General features: G+C 40.1%; 20 protein-coding genes and 4 pseudogenes. 13 read left to right on the forward strand and 11 right to left on the reverse strand.

Annotation, left to right across the window (positions count from 1 at the left end):
• The 3 genes and pseudogenes from AB5627_RS10300 to AB5627_RS10310 all read left to right on the forward strand — a co-directional run.
• Nucleotides 1–99, forward strand: a pseudogene (locus AB5627_RS10300) (multidrug ABC transporter ATP-binding protein); the annotation flags it as partial.
• Between the two features lie 356 nt (nt 100–455).
• Entirely contained in the window at nt 456–1,502 is a 1,047-nt protein-coding gene (locus AB5627_RS10305; protein WP_265290683.1) for a Fic family protein, read from the forward strand.
• An 88-nt stretch (nt 1,503–1,590) separates the two neighbouring features.
• Nucleotides 1,591–2,134: pseudogene (locus AB5627_RS10310) on the forward strand (polymorphic toxin-type HINT domain-containing protein); the annotation flags it as partial.
• Here AB5627_RS10310 and AB5627_RS10315 read toward each other — a convergent pair.
• The 3 genes from AB5627_RS10315 to AB5627_RS10325 form a co-directional block, all read right to left on the reverse strand.
• Nucleotides 2,068–3,732 (reverse strand): recombinase family protein, encoded by a 1,665-nt coding sequence (locus tag AB5627_RS10315; protein ID WP_015558955.1) that lies wholly within the window; start codon nt 3,730–3,732, stop codon nt 2,068–2,070. The pseudogene AB5627_RS10310 and the gene AB5627_RS10315 sit on opposite strands and share 67 nt — an antisense overlap.
• A 93-nt stretch (nt 3,733–3,825) precedes the next feature.
• Nucleotides 3,826–4,023, reverse strand: a complete 198-nt coding sequence (locus tag AB5627_RS10320; RefSeq protein WP_265290682.1) for a hypothetical protein — start codon at nt 4,021–4,023, stop codon at nt 3,826–3,828.
• Nucleotides 4,024–4,161: 138 nt separating this feature from the next.
• Entirely contained in the window at nt 4,162–4,560 is a 399-nt protein-coding gene (locus AB5627_RS10325) for a hypothetical protein (RefSeq protein WP_015558956.1), read from the reverse strand.
• Nucleotides 4,561–5,507: 947 nt separating this feature from the next.
• Between AB5627_RS10325 and mobC the strand changes: the two genes are divergently transcribed.
• From mobC to AB5627_RS10345, 4 genes and pseudogenes are all read left to right on the forward strand, one after another.
• Nucleotides 5,508–6,179 carry a plasmid mobilization relaxosome protein MobC gene (mobC, locus tag AB5627_RS10330; RefSeq protein WP_015558958.1) on the forward strand — a complete coding sequence of 224 codons (672 nt, stop codon included), beginning with the start codon at nt 5,508–5,510 and terminating at the stop codon, nt 6,177–6,179.
• A pseudogene (locus AB5627_RS10335) lies at nt 6,077–7,666 on the forward strand (relaxase/mobilization nuclease domain-containing protein); the annotation flags it as partial. The gene mobC and the pseudogene AB5627_RS10335, both read left to right, overlap by 103 nt.
• 18 nt (nt 7,667–7,684) lie before the next feature.
• Entirely contained in the window at nt 7,685–8,278 is a 594-nt protein-coding gene (locus AB5627_RS10340; protein ID WP_015558960.1) for a recombinase family protein, read from the forward strand.
• Nucleotides 8,238–8,477: a hypothetical protein gene (locus AB5627_RS10345; protein ID WP_147337900.1), complete on the forward strand. Its 240-nt coding sequence runs from the start codon at nt 8,238–8,240 to the stop codon at nt 8,475–8,477. Before AB5627_RS10340 ends, AB5627_RS10345 begins: the two co-directional genes overlap by 41 nt.
• A gap of 38 nt (nt 8,478–8,515) precedes the next feature.
• Here the strand turns inward: AB5627_RS10345 and AB5627_RS10350 are convergent, their stop codons facing one another.
• The 8 genes from AB5627_RS10350 to AB5627_RS10385 form a co-directional block, all read right to left on the reverse strand.
• Nucleotides 8,516–9,379 carry a hypothetical protein gene (locus AB5627_RS10350; RefSeq protein WP_022127262.1) on the reverse strand — a complete coding sequence of 288 codons (864 nt, stop codon included), beginning with the start codon at nt 9,377–9,379 and terminating at the stop codon, nt 8,516–8,518.
• A gap of 16 nt (nt 9,380–9,395) precedes the next feature.
• On the reverse strand, nt 9,396–10,232 hold the full coding sequence (locus AB5627_RS10355; protein WP_265290680.1) for a cellulose binding domain-containing protein: 837 nt from the start codon (nt 10,230–10,232) through the stop codon (nt 9,396–9,398).
• Between the two features lie 34 nt (nt 10,233–10,266).
• Nucleotides 10,267–10,422: an AgrD family cyclic lactone autoinducer peptide gene (locus AB5627_RS10360; protein WP_022127260.1), complete on the reverse strand. Its 156-nt coding sequence runs from the start codon at nt 10,420–10,422 to the stop codon at nt 10,267–10,269.
• Complete coding sequence (locus AB5627_RS10365) at nt 10,422–10,595, reverse strand: cyclic lactone autoinducer peptide (RefSeq protein WP_227220844.1); 174 nt, start codon at nt 10,593–10,595, stop codon at nt 10,422–10,424. The genes AB5627_RS10360 and AB5627_RS10365 overlap by 1 nt, the downstream gene beginning before the upstream one ends.
• A complete protein-coding gene (locus tag AB5627_RS10370) occupies nt 10,576–11,166 on the reverse strand; it encodes an accessory gene regulator ArgB-like protein (protein WP_022127259.1) in 591 nt (196 codons plus the stop codon). The genes AB5627_RS10365 and AB5627_RS10370 overlap by 20 nt, the downstream gene beginning before the upstream one ends.
• A gap of 118 nt (nt 11,167–11,284) precedes the next feature.
• Nucleotides 11,285–11,599 (reverse strand): GHKL domain-containing protein, encoded by a 315-nt coding sequence (locus AB5627_RS10375; protein WP_195552247.1) that lies wholly within the window; start codon nt 11,597–11,599, stop codon nt 11,285–11,287.
• Between the two features lie 36 nt (nt 11,600–11,635).
• Nucleotides 11,636–12,574: a hypothetical protein gene (locus AB5627_RS10380; RefSeq protein ID WP_368369833.1), complete on the reverse strand. Its 939-nt coding sequence runs from the start codon at nt 12,572–12,574 to the stop codon at nt 11,636–11,638.
• Between the two features lie 5 nt (nt 12,575–12,579).
• A complete protein-coding gene (locus AB5627_RS10385) occupies nt 12,580–13,275 on the reverse strand; it encodes a LytTR family DNA-binding domain-containing protein (protein ID WP_015558963.1) in 696 nt (231 codons plus the stop codon).
• Between the two features lie 209 nt (nt 13,276–13,484).
• Between AB5627_RS10385 and AB5627_RS10390 the strand changes: the two genes are divergently transcribed.
• From AB5627_RS10390 to AB5627_RS10415, 6 genes and pseudogenes are all read left to right on the forward strand, one after another.
• Nucleotides 13,485–13,787 (forward strand): DddA-like double-stranded DNA deaminase toxin, encoded by a 303-nt coding sequence (locus AB5627_RS10390; RefSeq protein WP_265290685.1) that lies wholly within the window; start codon nt 13,485–13,487, stop codon nt 13,785–13,787.
• 51 nt (nt 13,788–13,838) lie between these two features.
• Nucleotides 13,839–14,192 (forward strand): Imm1 family immunity protein, encoded by a 354-nt coding sequence (locus AB5627_RS10395; protein WP_302837619.1) that lies wholly within the window; start codon nt 13,839–13,841, stop codon nt 14,190–14,192.
• Nucleotides 14,193–14,197: 5 nt separating this feature from the next.
• Nucleotides 14,198–14,257, forward strand: a pseudogene (locus AB5627_RS10400) (hypothetical protein); the annotation flags it as partial.
• 36 nt (nt 14,258–14,293) lie between these two features.
• A complete protein-coding gene (locus AB5627_RS10405) occupies nt 14,294–14,710 on the forward strand; it encodes an EndoU domain-containing protein (protein WP_368369838.1) in 417 nt (138 codons plus the stop codon).
• Nucleotides 14,711–14,720: 10 nt separating this feature from the next.
• Nucleotides 14,721–15,134: a hypothetical protein gene (locus AB5627_RS10410; RefSeq protein WP_038671430.1), complete on the forward strand. Its 414-nt coding sequence runs from the start codon at nt 14,721–14,723 to the stop codon at nt 15,132–15,134.
• Between the two features lie 16 nt (nt 15,135–15,150).
• Entirely contained in the window at nt 15,151–15,558 is a 408-nt protein-coding gene (locus AB5627_RS10415; RefSeq protein WP_117865556.1) for an SMI1/KNR4 family protein, read from the forward strand.
• The last annotated feature ends 6 nt before the right edge of the window (nt 15,559–15,564 follow it).

The following is a 15,564-nucleotide window of genomic DNA, read 5'->3' on the forward strand; positions in this document are numbered from 1 at the left end:
AAGACTATTCTTATATGCTCACACTCTGCGGAGGACATCTCCGTGCTGTGCGATACTGTGCATGAAATGGATAAGGGTGTTATTGAGGGGGTAAGATGACATAGACTGAGTAAGTATGGATTCGTATTTTTATTTAATGCAATACTATATTATATCATACTTTCTAAAAAAGTTTACATTTATCAAATTCCATTAGCATCTATCACTGATAGGTGCTTTTTTTCATAACCAAAACAAGAAATGCGGGGAACAATTTATGATGTAAAATTACGAATATGTTCCCCAATGCTATAGATACCAAAAGAGTCGAGAAACCGGCTCTTTTATACAGTAGAGGGATACTGTTGGATATATTCCCTTATTTCACACATAATATTAAGGACAAATTTGCTTATCCTATTGATATTTCCCTTATTTTATATTATAATTTAAGGGAAAATAATGGAGGTAAGGAAATGAGAAGTTTTAATTACTCTGCTTTTAAAGAACAAAAGTGGGATTCTGATATTCTCGGACTTATAGCGGCCATATACAAAGAGGCTGGAAAACAGGAGCAGTATTTGAAACAGCGTCCGCAAGAGATGGAGAAGCTTGTTGAGATAGCAAAAATTCAAAGTACCGAAGCTTCAAATGCGATAGAGGGTATCGTAACAACAAGCACGAGGATCAAACAGTTGGTCGAAGAAAAGACTACTCCTCAAAATCGTGACGAACAGGAGATCGCAGGGTATAGAGACGTGCTGAACGTTATACACGAAAGCTTTGACGCTATTCCGATAACTCAGAACTATATTCTGCAGTTTCACAAAATGCTTTATAGTCATATGAACAATCCGCTTGCTGGCAGAACAAAAAGCGTGCAGAATTATATCAGTGCGGCTTATCCCGATGGACATACAGAAATACTGTTTACTCCGCTCGCGCCATATGAAACATCTGAGTCACTTGACAGGATATGTGAAGAGTACAATCGTGTTATCGGTAATTTGGAGGTTGAGCCGCTTATAATTATCCCTATATTTATCCACGATTTTCTATGTATACACCCTTTGAATTACGGCAACGGAAGAATGAGCCGTCTGCTTACCACTCTTCTGCTGTATCAGAATGGTTTTTACATTGGCAAATATATATCGCTCGAGGCAAAGATCTCTAAGAACAAAGATCTGTATTACAGTGCTCTGAGTCAGTCGCAGACGGGCTGGCACGAGGGCAAAGAGGATGCTTTGCCATTTATAAAGTACATTTTAGGCACAATACTTGCATCGTATAAAGATTTTGAAGAGCGTACCTCCCTTGCTCAAGAAAAACTGCCTGCACTTGAGATGGTCAGAATGGCAAGCAAAAGCAAAATAGGACGATTTAACAAGCAGGATATAAGGGAACTCTGTCCTACTCTCAGTGACAGTTCTATCGAAGGTGCACTAAGAAAACTTGTTGCCGCAGGAGAACTAAAAAAAGAGGGCAAGGGAAAGAGCACCTGCTATTTCAGATTAAATTAGATTAGAAGATGTTCTACACATCGCATGACTAGTTTTTGGCGGACTTGGAGCGGCAGGTGAGTTTTTAGGTAATGCCAAGGCGGTTAGTTTGCTTGCTATAGAAAAGATAAAGTCAGGAGATAAAGTCATTTCAACAGACCCTGAAACAATGAAAACTTCTCCTAAAACTGTCCTTGAAACATATATAAGAGAGGTGACTACTCTCGTTCATCTTACTGTGAACGGCGAAGAAATCGTTACAACTGTTGACCACCCGTTCTTTGTAAAAAAATCAAGGCTTTATCAAAGCAGGAGAACTTGCAATCGGATATGAACTTCTTAATTCTAATTGCAATGTTCTTTTGGTTGAAAATCATTCTGTCGAATTGACAGACGAACCTGTTACGGTGTATAATTTTCAAGTGGAAGATTTCCATACTTATCATGTTGGCAAGTGTAGACTGCTTGTACATAATGCAAATTGTAATCAAGAAAAGCCTGTGCTTCCAAAATATGATGGAAAAACAACAGAGGGCGTTATGGTAACTCCAGAGGAGAACCCCATAAAAGTACACCCAAATATTATTTACTCCACATTCTGCGGAAGCAGAATGTTTCTTTTCTCCGTAAGCCCTTTGTCAAGGAACTTGTAAAAGATGTGAATCTGCCTGTCCTCGTCCTTGCTTTCGGGACGATCACCAATCACGATGTACTCGATAAGCTCCAAACAAGTCTCACGGGTAAGCTCCTGAATATCGACATACTTCTTGATATTTTCAATGTATCTGTCAATATCCTTTTCAGCCTGTTCAGCGGTTTCGCACTTTTCTTTCAGTACAGCGACTTTCTCTCTCAGCATCTTCTGCTCATCAAGATACTGATTCAGCATTTTCACGCAGAGTTCTTCGGGTACAGTACCGAGGAGCTTTTCTTCATAGGTCTTACTGATAAGCGTTTCGAGCTGTGCAAGCCTTTTCTCACCCTCATGGAGTTCCTTGCTGTTATGCTGGCTCTCCGCATCGGCAGTAGCCTGTCTGCGTTTTCTAACGGCTTCACGGAGTGCGTCCTCGTCCTCAACGGCAAGTCGTGCCTTTGCTCTAATATCGTCAACAACAATCTGTGAAATTACTCTTTCCAAAATGGAATGAGGAGTGCAGCCGTCCATTCCGCTTCTAACATAAGTACCACAGCGATAGCTGACAGTCTCATATGTTCCACGCTTCTTAGAGGTGTGCATGGTTCTGTTCATTTTCATCTTGTAACCGCAGTCTGGGCAGTACATAAATCCTGACAGCGGAAGAATCACGCCTTCTTTTGTTGTCTTGCCGATACTCACCGATGCGTCAACCTCTCTAACCTTGTCCCACAGCTCTCTTGAAATGATAGGTTCATGATTATTTTCAATCACTATCCATTCCGACCTGTCCTTGCGTATCTGCTTGTGATTTTTGTAGGATACCGTTGTCACTCTCTGCTGTGCGAGATTTCCGATATAAATCTCATTGTTAAGAATGCCACGCACCATACAATCATTCCACAGATGTGAAGTCACAAGGGGATTATCTTTGCCTTTAAGCTGATAACGATGATCCGAGGGAGTTGCGATGCCGTCCTTGTTAAGCTGTATAGCGATCTGCTTCGGACTTAACCCTCTTGCCCTCTGCTCAAATATACGTCTTACGATAACGGCGGCATCTTCATCAATCAAGGGCGTATGCTTTTCATCATCTGCCTTGATGTAACCATAAGAAGCTGAAGCCGCCAGATACTTGCCCTGCCGAGAATTTGCTGCCATGACACTGCGTACCTTCTTTGACGTGTTGGCGGCGTGCCATTCGTTGAATAAATTCATCACAGGCATAAGATCCATTGCCGAACTGTTTCTGTCAAGCGTGTCTACATTGTCGCTCAGGGCGATGAAGCGGATATTGAATGAAGGAAAAATGTAATCTATATACTGACCGACCTCGATATAATTTCTTCCGAAACGTGAAAGGTCTTTACAGAGGATAAGATTTATCTTTCCCGACTTTGCATCATCAAGAATCTGCTTGATACCTGGTCTATCGAAACTTGTTCCCGAATAGCCATCGTCCTCGCATATCTCGATAAGATTCCACCCCTCCTGCTTGCTGACATATTCCGTCAGCATCTTCTTCTGATTTTCAATCGAAAGGGATTCGCCCGCACGTTCGTCCTCCTGCGACAAACGCACATAGATCCCGACATTGTAAGTAGTTTGCTTTGCCATAATAACTCCTTTCCAATCAAAGCAAACCATATTCGATGATACAACTATTATAGCGCAGAAAACCGAATATGGCAAGTCTTTTTTCAAAACTTTTTAGTTCTTTTCGGTTTTCTGAAACGCTCTTTTGAAAGCAAGTTCATAAAGCACATTATCAAGGTCTTTTTCACCCACGAAATGACTTGTCACAGCATAACGCTGACCGTCCACTTCGTACACGGCTTTGCTGGTCGGCTTATCTTTATATCTCTCATTCAGCTCAGCCAAAGTAAATCCTGTATCTTTTCTTGGCAAGTGTCTCCTTTCCGCCTGCGATTATCTATCTCTACACGCAATGGCTTTTTGTTGCAGGGGCGTTACGCCTGCACAGGTGCTGTACGGAACGGCAGAGCCGTCCCTTACACAGCAATCGTTTTGTTGTCGGAATATATGTTACTCCGAATAGGAATGATCTGTTTCTGAAAAGCTCATCTGCTTAGCGTACTTTTCGGAATAGCTTTCGTCCGAGCTGTTGTCAGCATCGGCAGAACTATCGTCAGCCAGCTCACCAATCTGCTCATAGGTCATACCGCTTGCTGTCAGCTTGCCGATCAGCGTATGCTCCGCAGTCACAGCATCGAGAAGTGCCTGTCCCTCCGCACCGCCGTAAAGCTGTGAGAGCTTATCGTAGGTGTAGAGCTTGCTATCAATGATGACCTTGCGCCTGCGCTCCTGCACAGCTTTGATAGACTTTTCGTAGCTGTCGAGCTTTGCCTGATTCTCCGCAAGAACAGCATCCGTAATGATAACAGCGGACTTCTCATCAACCTCGGTCTTAGCTTTCTTACTCATTCTCATCACCTCCCAATGTATTGGATTTAGGGATAATACCCTATGCTAATATTATAGCATTCTCGGACAGCAAAAGTCTATTCGCATTGCGCAAGAAGTTGAGTGCGCCATAAAACTTCTTCATTCGTGAAATTGTTATGGGGAATTTTGCAGAAAGCAGACCGAGCATTGCAAATCCGAGCCATATCACATTGACTGCATACTGCATAGGTCACCATTTCTGATTTATTCAATACGGAGAATTATTATCACGGAGCAACTATTTTTATAAAAATCATGCCCGTTTCCTGATTGAACGTGCTTGTATATATAGAGGGGGTTTTATCCGAGTGCCGCCGTGACCTATTCACATTCTGTATAGAAATATGCTGTTGAATTTAGGCACAAGGGAGAACCGTCATGAACAAAGTGTAAACTTTTCTGAAAAACAACGCCATTTTCTCAAAAACACCGGTAGAAAAGTGAAGGGCTTTGACGTTGTGACGATCACACGCACCCCTGCATATCATTTTCATCATAAAATTTTTCTGCGGTATACTTAACGAAGCGGTCAATAATTTGGTATTAACTTATGGGAGCATATTTCATAGGACTGCCGCCCAGACTGCGCAATAACTGCGCTGAGCCAGTTTACAATTTCAAGAGTGATGATATTGAGTGCATCACGCAGGAGCGTGAGCGAGTATGACCGCCGACCTAAGCGGCGGAGAGTTTAAGTCGCATAGCTCCAAATTCGCTGACGGAGCATCGAAAGCCTGAGTGATATGAAAATCCCACAGGCTGGAAAATAGCGCTACAGCGCAACAAAAATAACAAGCATTGTATTTTGCGCCGCACAGCGAGCGAAAATACCAAATGCTTGTTAGGGACACCCCAAGCCCCGAAACGACCGCACAGCGGTCAAGAAAATCGGCTAACGCCGAAATACAAACAAAGGAGACACCACTATGAAAACCGAGAAAAAGAAGCGTGGAAGACCGCCCAAACACAAGGCTATGGAGTTTGAGGGTATGACCTACGAGGGAGCAATCAATCACGCACTTGACAAAGAGGTCAGAGCCGACCTTGACAAGTGCCTTGCCGACAAGGACGAGAGCCAGCTTACCGACGATGAACGCAAGTACCTGAAACGCAAGAAGGAGAAGAAGTCCTACACCCTCAATGTTCGTTTCACCGAATCGGAAATGCAGGACATTCTTTCCAAGTGTGAGCAGTACGGTTACAAGAACAAGACCGAGTATATCCGTGATTGTGTTCGGGCGAGGGTTGATCTCACGCCCGACCGTTCCGAAATTGCCGAGTGTAACCGTCTGATGAAACGCATCGGAGCAAACATCAACCAGATACTTGTCCGACTTTACAGCACAGGTCACATCTATGCCGAGGATATTACCGAGATAAAGAAAGGGGTAAACGAAATTTGGCATACACTTCTATCCATACGATCAGGGCAACAGTCAGCGCAGCGATCGCTTACATCACAAGAGATGATAAGACCATCGACGGTTTATATGTCAACTCTTATGCTTGCCGAGCCGATAGCGCAGGAGCAAGCGAGGACTTCCGAGCCGTCCGAAACACAGGAACAGGACGCACCCAAATCCTTGCCTACCACATGATACAGAGCTTTGCCCCCGGTGAAGTCACGCCCGAACAAGCTATGCAGATCGGAGAGGAGCTGTGCGACCGTTATCTGAAAGGCGATTATCAGTATGTCATTGCTGTTCATCATGACAAGTCGCACCTGCATTGCCACATCATTTTCAACAACACAAATCTGTATAACGGTCTGAGCTTTACCACCGAGCATAATCAAGGCAGAAAGTCTGAAAGAGCGTGGGCAGAGTTGCGTGAGATTTCGGACGAGATATGTGCTGAACACGGTATATCTGTTATCTCCGAGCCTGAAAAGGGACATGGGGTATCTCACTTTGAGAGGAATATGCAGAAAGAGGGCAAGTCGTGGAAAGATAAGCTCCGTGTCAGGATTGCGGAGGTCATGCTTTACAGCCGTGACTTCAAGGATTTTCTTGAAAAATGTTCGGAGTGCAGTATCGAATATGTTTACAAGCCAAGCAATAAGGTCAAGCTGAAATTCCGTTTATCAGGTGACGGTCAACAGAAGTTTACAAGAGCCGACACCCTGGGCGCAGACTTCACCCCCGAACGCATAGCCGAGCAGATAGCGGAGATACAGGAAAAGCTGTCAGCGGCGAATGTCACTCCCGATATGCTTATCGAAGCGCCGAAGCCTGTTGTTCCAAAGACCGAGCCGAAGCCGACACAGACAGTCACCGCACCGACAAAGCCGAAACAATCTGCCGAGCCTGAAACTATCACCGAAACAAGTGAAACCGCAAAGAGAAAAGCTGCTGCGGAACAGGTGGAGAAGTTCTTTGCAGCCCGACGAGCAAGACGGCAGGCACAGCTTGATATGCTTAACGCAACTGCTATCAATCCGAAGCCTGAACCGTCTGCCCGGACACCACAGCCCACACCTACGGAGAGTAAAGCACCTGAAAAGAAAGAAGATCCGTGGAAAGCTATCAGAGGTATGGGCAGAGCAAACGAAATCATCGCAGACCTTGAAGCTGGTGGCGTTATGTCATTCAGCGAGCTGTCTGGATTCTTCTTCAATACACCTCACTCCGATGACCACACAACTGAGCGTGCCGATCTGAAAAAGAAGTTTACAGCTATCGACACGCTCATTGCAAAGATGAAGCACCGTGACGAGCTGGAGCCTGTTTACAAGGAGTATCAGGGCAAATCGGGCTGGTCGCAGAGCCGTTTCAAGAAGAAAAATGCCGCCACTATCGAGGACTACGAGCAGACGGTCAAGTACATCAAGGAGCATATCAAGAAGTATGCTGTTGACGGCAAACCGCCGACGATGCTTGACCTTTTGGAGAAGTCCAACAAGCTGAAATCGAAGTGGAACAGGCTTAATGTCGAGCATACCGCATTCCTCACCAAGCGTGAAACGGCGAAGAAGTACACCCGACAGGTGCGCCAGTACATCAACGAACAGCAGATGAAGCGTGAGCGTGAGAAAAGCCGTCAGAGGACACAGGCTAAACATAGAAATAAAAATACACTTGAATAAAGAAAGGAAACAACAACTATGAGCAAAATAGGTTATATCCGTGTTTCTACGGAGCATCAGGAAACAGCGAGACAGCAGGAGATCATGTGCAGTTATCAGGTTGACCGCATCTTCTCCGAGAAGCTGTCAGGAGCGAACACCGACCGCCCTCAGCTCAGGGCAATGCTTGACTATGTGCGTGAGGGTGACACCCTCTACATCGAGAGTATCAGCCGTCTGGGACGCTCCACAAAGGACTTGCTGAACATCATCGACACCCTCACAGACAAGGGAGTAACGCTCATCAGCCACAAGGAGAAAATTGACACCGACACTCCTGCGGGCAAATTTATGCTCACCGTGTTCGCTGCACTCTCACAGTTGGAGCGTGAGCAGCTCAAACAGCGACAGCGTGAGGGCATCGAGATCGCTAAGGCTCAGGGCAAGTACACCGGGCGAAAGCCTATCCCCACCGACTGGACGAGGTTCGGTCAGCTCTATGGGGAATGGAGAGCCAAGCACATCACGGGCAGGGACTTTATGCGGAGAATGAATATGTCAGCAAATACTTTCTACCGCCGTGTGCGTGAGTATGAACTCCGTCACGGCATCACCGAGCCGACCTCAGCTTGACCGTCAGGCGAACGGAAATGCCACACATCACTATCCGAGCCTGCGGAGCGGAATTCTAACCGCTGAAAAGAAAAAGCCCTCAGAAACGCTTACAAGAGCATTTCCGAGGGCTTGCGGTTATTCAGTTCCAATAGAGTTTGTGCCTGTTGTGGTGTGCCCCACAATGCCTATTCAGACTTGTGTGGAACGAAAAATATAGTATTTGGCAATAAAACAAGATAACAATAAATTTATAGTTTAGTTAACTACATAGACATTTCCCTTTATGGCGATTTCGTTTATTATGGCACTACGGTTCAAATCTTTTTGGGACAATAAAACAATACCTATAATATTAATATCAGATTGCTTAATAGTATCTTTACCTGTATTAATACCGTTTCTTATGTTTTCAAATTCGTCTTCCAAATAAGCGTGTTTATCATTTATTATATTAACAAACTTATCTAATGGTGAAATGAGCTTTTCGCCAGCATAGAACAACGGGATACCATACACTCCTCTTTCGTCATTTTGAGGATTTTGAATCGTTGGTAGTGTTGAATCAGAATCATTGTAAGTATCGACCCAAAGCCATGTCACTGTTCCGTATTCACTATATTCATCTATTACAGATGATATATCTGATGAATTGATTGCATTCTTGAATGATACATATATTTTGCCTTCGCCAAGGATTGTTGAAACATCATTATCTTCTTCTGGCGTGGGGAGAAAAAAACGTTGATATTGAGAAGAATCATTTTCTTTAATAAGACAATTAGGAAAGTCTGTATTTGCGTTTACTCCGCTTGTGCCTGTCAATAAGCCGATTTTTTCAAATATGAATTTCTGATCAAGACTCACTTTTAATCTGAATGTAAATTTGTTAGTGTATTCTGTTGTGCTAAAAGGATAACTAAGAATAGAGTATTGATATTCATTACTGCTCTTTTGCTTGATGTCAAGCTCATTTCCATTTGGACAGCTTATATAATAATAATCTTGTATATCTTTATTCATTTGAGTCATCATTTTATCTCTGTTGTGATACTTAGATAAAACAAAAGTGCCTGCCGTAACTAATAATGATATAATTATAATTATAATTGTTTTTTTCATTGCTTCAACCTCTACTTCAAGGCTGGACACCGCTTATAAGCTGTTCATTATAAAAAACAATTATTTTATCATTTGGCAATAGCTGTTCTGTTCCCATTGAATAATCATTCGATGTATCCCAATTAGACCAATCTGCTGCATTTAGTCTAAAATGGATTACAAACTGTTTATTAGGTTGAAGTTCAACATCGGTATTAAATTTGATTTTTGCATATGTATTTCCGTAATCGTCATTAACAAATTCACAAACCGAAGTATTACCTAAGTATTGATTATCTACAGCAAGCCAGTCGCAATGGTATTCAAGGTTTTCTTTATTGTCTGCATTAAATACATAATTTATAGTTATATCACTCATTTTTAAAGGCTTGTCAGAGTTGTTAGTTATAACTATATTGGGATTTATAGTATTTGAGTTACTAATACCTGCATTGCAAGATTCTACTGTTATTTCAGGTGATTTCTCATCATCTTGAATTACCCCTGGATTGATAGTTGGCGTAACAGTTGTATCTATTTCACCATCATTATCAAGATCAATGTTAATAAAAATTGTACCAATAGTATAGTGACCATTACTTGCAGTGTTGAACTCAATGTAGTCATTTGCTATTAAAGTATTATTTTTGAGAATACTTTTAAGCATTCTATTTTGGGGAACACTTACAGCAGAACTTGCCAGATTTGATTTCCATTCTTGGTACTCTTCACCATTAGGATCTAACGTTGAGTAATATTGATATTCGTCAACATAATCATCGGCAAAAGCAGGTAAACTCGTAAGCATAGTTGTAGATAACGCAATACAGCTAAGACCTGCCACGATACGTTTCAAAATCTTATTCTTAACCATTTCATACCACCTTTCTGCAACACACAGTTGCCAATTATTTCTTGTTTACATAGTTTCTCAGCTCTTCTGGCTCTACAGGTTGTGCGAACCAATGGAAGCAAGCACTCGGAACTGATGTGGTAGCTACCACCAGCGCAAGAGCCGCCAGTGCCGTAGAAGCCTTCTTTGCTATGCTCATCAGCTTTTTCATTACAAATCCCTCCTTTCAAACAGTTCAGATAAGTCAGGCTCTTTCGGTTGATAAAACGTAATACCGCAAACGCTGCCATTTGAGATATACAGCACCAGCCTTACAAGAGCAAGAATTACAATCGCCAAAATACTCCGTTTTTCTCTTTCCTTATCATCGTTTACTGTTATCACCCCGATTCAAAAAGTGACCGAGCAGTGCCATGATTGCTGACAGCAGCATTCCGCTTGATACATAAAGGCTTAGTTTTTGATATTGGAATACAAGCAGTGCAATCGTGACAACGGATAGGGTAACAGCTAAGATGCAGCTTCTTTTCCTTAGCTTGACACTCTTTTCCTCTGACATCGGTTTATTCGGATGCGGAACGGGAGCAATACATAGAATGATTGGTAATGCTATCATTATGAAACTGATGCTGAATATTGGCGTAATATGTCCGCTTACATTGCAAATGCCGTAAGAGAAAACCATCATCACCATGACAAGCGTGAACATACAACTAAGATGACTGTTAGCGTGAAACCCACCTACAAACTGTCTCAACCCCATAAATACGGCTATGAATACAACAACCGCAGGCAGCGTATGGGAAAACAGAGCAATCAGCAGGACGATAATGGTATTCAGCACATCAGAGATCAGCAGCTCCATTCCATATGCGTAGATCACCTCTTTGGATTCTTCCGTTATGTTCTGAACCACAAAAAAGTGTGCTATGCTTTTTGCAAGTTTTGAAATCATTTCTGAATCACTTCCTGCAAAAATCATAACACAAGTTGCAAATTTTTTCAATAGGTTTTGAGAAAAAAGGTCTCAAAGTGTCCCCAAATGTCGTCTTCTTGTCCCGAAATGCAAATAGTTAAATTTGTAAACAATTACGAACCATAATGTTCAGCTTAAAAATTCCGTCATCATAATCGAAACTTACTAACCCACCCAATCTATCAACGGAGGATTTGATACTGTTTATCCCTATGCCGTGAAGCCCTTGTTCTTTCTTTGTTGATGTTAAAACAGATGTATCTACCTTATCTGATGTATTTGTAATGACAATAAATAGCTTCTCTCGTTCTTCCATTAGGCTTATCCAAATATGCTTATGTGATACACCAGCTCTCTGGCAACCTTCTATTGCATTGTCAAGAGCGTTTCCGATGATACGGCACAACTCCAATTCGTCTGCCTTGATATTTGTTATGATATTGACCTTTCAAATAAACTCTATACCGTATGTCTGAGCAAGAGAACCCTTGATGTTCACAATAGAATCGACGGCATTATTACCAGTATAGCAGAGTCTGTTAGCAAGCCTTACAAATGAGCTTAGCTTGACAAGATATTCCTTAGCAGAATCAGTATCATTGTTTTCCAACATATCATTCAGAACTAAAAATTGATTTTCAATATCGTGTTTAAACTCTCGTACTTGCTTGTATGACAGGGTAAGCAGCTTATAGTTTTCCTGTTCCTGTTGCTTTATTGTTTCAAGGTATTTTAACTTTATCTTATCTTCAAAACTTTCAAAGAAATTAAACATAGCAAGGTTTATAAAGATAATTCCTGCAAGAGAAACGCCCAAAGAAACATAACTATAAGTGTTGCTGCCAACAAATCCATCAAGCATTGTTTGTAAAAGAAAAATACTTATGATTGGAATAACTATTATCAATATCCAATATTTTATCGGCAGTTCACGAATTTTTTTGTTTATTATGCGGTGCATCAATCCTATAAGCCATAAATAAATTATATTTGTGCCTACCATTCCGAGATAACGTCCTAAACCAGACTCTAAGAATTCATCTGGTGTTCCCATATTAGCAATGCAAAGTAATCCAATCACAATAGGTTCAGATATAGATATAATCAGTAAAAACAATATGTTCCAAAATATTTTATGACGGATTGAATCATCATAACAAATAAAGGACATGGAGCTAATAAGAATAATGGTTGTAATCAGATACACTAAAATATTATCTGTCAACAAAACTGTCGCTGACAGTATTACAGTAGAAAGAAGATACGACAGATAAAGAACTGCTTTATTAACTTTTGCCTTACTCAACAAGGAAAAGTATAAGAATACCAACATCATTTCAATTGCTACATTGACAATCTCAATGATATTTTCAATCAATACGGGCAACTCGATCATCTCCCTGTTGCATAGTTAAGATAGCGAGCAACTATCTCATCTTTATATGTTTTGCCTATGGGGATTTTTCTGCCGTTGCTTAGAATAATATCGTACTTGGTAATATTCTGTATATGGTCAAGATTTACAAGTATTCCACGGTTTATAATAGCGAAATTGTACTTTAACAACTCGCCACACACAGTTGAAAAATCGCCGCCGTACTCCAATTCACCATTAACTGTGAATAGTGATACCTTTCTTCTATGTCCCTCAAAGTAAAGAATATCTGTCAGCCTGAACTTGAATGACAGATTTTTATTATTGAAAGTGAAAGTTCTAAATCGCTGCTGGCACTCAGCAATGATAGAATTTAGCTGTTTGGTATATACATAGTCTGGCTGATTTTTCAATATATAGCGAAACGCTCCCACATCGTAGCCCTTAACGGCAAATTCGGCATAATTCGTCAGGAAAGAAATAATAACTGAACCATCTATCTGTCTGATTCTTTCAGCGGTCTGCAATCCGGTCAGATCGGGCATTTCAACATCGAGTATGATGACTTCATACATTCCCTTGACATAGAAACTCAATAAGTCTCTCCCGCTTGTAAATTCGTGTATTTCGCAGTCGGGGAGTTTCATTTCTCTTAATCTGTTATGAAGTTGTTTTAAGAATACAGGTTCATCATCAACGATAGCAATATTCATAGCAATCACCTCACAATTGGTCATGCTTTATGTATCAGTTATCATTATACCACATCGGAGAGATTATTTCAAGAGAAAAAATAGCTATGCCTCCATTAATAGTTTCGGAGACATAGCCTCATGTTGCGTTATTTTATATTCATCGAATATGGTCTATTGCCTGATTTAAGAGTGGGTGTACTTATAAGTGCTTCACAGATGGAAAGCAAATTTCTTTTAAATCAGGAAATAGATCGACACCTTCATATCCTCAATATAAAGCACAATCAGCAAGTCATGTTGAAGGAAAAGCTGCTTTATACATGAGAGAAAATGGTATAAATGAAGCAACTGTATTTCATAATAACCCTAATGGAACTTGTGGATTCTGCGATAGACAAGTTCCAGCTCTACTTCCAAAAGGCGCTAAATTAACCGTGGTACCTCCAAGTAATTCGGTTGCAAATAATGTTCGTGCTATCCCAGTTCCAAAGACATACATTGGAAATAGCACTGTTCCGAAAATCAAATAAGAAAGGAATAAGGTAATCAAATGAAAATAAAACATTTTGGAGGAATTGAATATGCAAATAATATTTCTGAATTTTCAGAAATATTACAAAAAAAAATATGGTGATGGTGTCAACGAGTTTTGGATTACTAATAATACTCAAGAGAATCCTTGCTTAGTGGTATTAGTAAACAAAGAAATGGCGAATCTCACCTATTTTCCAGACGAGGAGTCACTCGGTTTTCAGTCAGTTGGTTGCCAGACAAATCAGAAAAATGACTATTGTATTTTTTATACTAATACGCCTGAAGAAGAGATTGAAATCAGAAGAGATTCAATTATCTCAGTAGATAAAGCTTTCGAGGCAGCCAAAAAATTTTTTTATAAACGTGAAATGCCAGATAATATTGAATGGACTGAAAATTAAAGGTTTATAATTTTCAAGTTGAGGATTTTCATACTTACTATGTTGGTAAGAACGGGATTTTGGTTCATAATGCAGATTACTCCACAGTTGTTACACCCGATATGGAAAATAAAATACTTGAAGGTGAACGTGTAGGTTCTTCCAACAGAATTAAGGGTGGACATTCACCCAAAATAAATGATGCTAATCCTAAATATTCAGTAGAAGTACAACAAACATTCCCAGATGGAACTAAAAAAATTAAATTCATAACAGAGTTTCCAGATGGAAATGTATCCAAAATTAAAACAAGCACTATTTTCCCGGATATCTGGTCTGATGCTAAGATTATTGATAGTATAAAACAAGTTGGAGATGGCGTTCCTATTGGTAAAAGAATAGCCGACAATTCGTATTTATATAGAGATATTATCGATGGAGTTCAAATAGAAGTTATAAAACAAGGAAACAACGTAATCGCAGGATATCCAACAGGTGGCGGAACAACTGGCTTGCCAACTGGGTTTACATCCAAATAGGAGGAAACTTATGTTAAATGAATTTGAAGAATACATAAAAGGGAATTTTTCAGATGATTATTGGTATGATGACGCATTATTCTTATGTGAAGATTTTCTAAAACATTTTTCAGATTTAGAATGGACTTTACTAATTTCTAAAATGCAAAATTATGATATTCAAAGTCAAGTACGGCTTGCAGAATGTTTGGCAGATGTTAACAATAAATATAGTGTTAAGATTCTGATAATATTAACTCAAACAGAAAATAGTAATTTATTAATTACTTGTATTGATTCGTTAAGAGATGCAAATTTTTCTTTGTTAACTGTTGAAGAAAAGCATAACGTCTCAATAAATGCCAAAAAAGTACTAATAAGTTGCTCCGAAATGGAGAAGAAAGTTATTCGTAATTTTTTAAACAAAATACAATCCTCACAATAATGTGGAGAAATTTGTAATGAATAAGAATATTATCAATCTAGTAAGTAAGATGGATTTAAATAAGTCCGCTGATGAAAAAGAAATAATGGAGGTAGAGAACCGCATTGGCGTTAAGCTACCTATTCAATATAAAGAATTTATGTTGTATTCAAATGGTGCAGAAGGTGAATTAGGAGAAAATTCATATTTGGTTATATGGCCAATTGAAGAAATTATTTCACTAAATGAAGCATATTCAGTAAATCAATATACTCCTGGAATTTTATATTTTGGTTCTGATGGTGGAGACATTGCATACGCATTTGATATTAGAAATGAAAACATATCAATTATTGAAATTCCTTTTGAATCAATTCATATTGAAGATGCACAACTGTGCGCATATGGTTTCAATGATTTTATAGAAAAGATGTATAATGAATAGTCATTG

The sequence above is a fragment of the Ruminococcus sp. RTP21198st1_G1_RTP21198_201120 genome (assembly GCF_040924265.1).
In the GTDB taxonomy this organism is placed as follows: Bacteria; Bacillota; Clostridia; order Oscillospirales; family Ruminococcaceae; genus Hominimerdicola; species Hominimerdicola aceti.

What these genes read in the sequence shown, in the direction of transcription:
- AB5627_RS10410 (WP_038671430.1), top strand. Translation starts at nt 14,721, where the DNA reads ATGTTAAATGAATTTGAAGAATACATAAAAGGGAATTTTTCAGATGAT.
- AB5627_RS10305 (WP_265290683.1), top strand. Translation starts at nt 456, where the DNA reads ATGAGAAGTTTTAATTACTCTGCTTTTAAAGAACAAAAGTGGGATTCT.
- AB5627_RS10415 (WP_117865556.1), top strand. Translation starts at nt 15,151, where the DNA reads ATGAATAAGAATATTATCAATCTAGTAAGTAAGATGGATTTAAATAAG.
- AB5627_RS10350 (WP_022127262.1), bottom strand. Translation starts at nt 9,379, where the DNA reads ATGAAAAAAACAATTATAATTATAATTATATCATTATTAGTTACGGCA.
- AB5627_RS10405 (WP_368369838.1), top strand. Translation starts at nt 14,294, where the DNA reads ATGGAAAATAAAATACTTGAAGGTGAACGTGTAGGTTCTTCCAACAGA.
- AB5627_RS10385 (WP_015558963.1), bottom strand. Translation starts at nt 13,275, where the DNA reads ATGAATATTGCTATCGTTGATGATGAACCTGTATTCTTAAAACAACTT.
- AB5627_RS10360 (WP_022127260.1), bottom strand. Translation starts at nt 10,422, where the DNA reads ATGAAAAAGCTGATGAGCATAGCAAAGAAGGCTTCTACGGCACTGGCG.
- mobC (WP_015558958.1), top strand. Translation starts at nt 5,508, where the DNA reads ATGAAAACCGAGAAAAAGAAGCGTGGAAGACCGCCCAAACACAAGGCT.
- AB5627_RS10315 (WP_015558955.1), bottom strand. Translation starts at nt 3,732, where the DNA reads ATGGCAAAGCAAACTACTTACAATGTCGGGATCTATGTGCGTTTGTCG.
- AB5627_RS10345 (WP_147337900.1), top strand. Translation starts at nt 8,238, where the DNA reads ATGAACTCCGTCACGGCATCACCGAGCCGACCTCAGCTTGACCGTCAG.
- AB5627_RS10355 (WP_265290680.1), bottom strand. Translation starts at nt 10,232, where the DNA reads ATGGTTAAGAATAAGATTTTGAAACGTATCGTGGCAGGTCTTAGCTGT.
- AB5627_RS10395 (WP_302837619.1), top strand. Translation starts at nt 13,839, where the DNA reads ATGCAAATAATATTTCTGAATTTTCAGAAATATTACAAAAAAAAATAT.
- AB5627_RS10340 (WP_015558960.1), top strand. Translation starts at nt 7,685, where the DNA reads ATGAGCAAAATAGGTTATATCCGTGTTTCTACGGAGCATCAGGAAACA.
- AB5627_RS10370 (WP_022127259.1), bottom strand. Translation starts at nt 11,166, where the DNA reads ATGATTTCAAAACTTGCAAAAAGCATAGCACACTTTTTTGTGGTTCAG.
- AB5627_RS10325 (WP_015558956.1), bottom strand. Translation starts at nt 4,560, where the DNA reads ATGAGTAAGAAAGCTAAGACCGAGGTTGATGAGAAGTCCGCTGTTATC.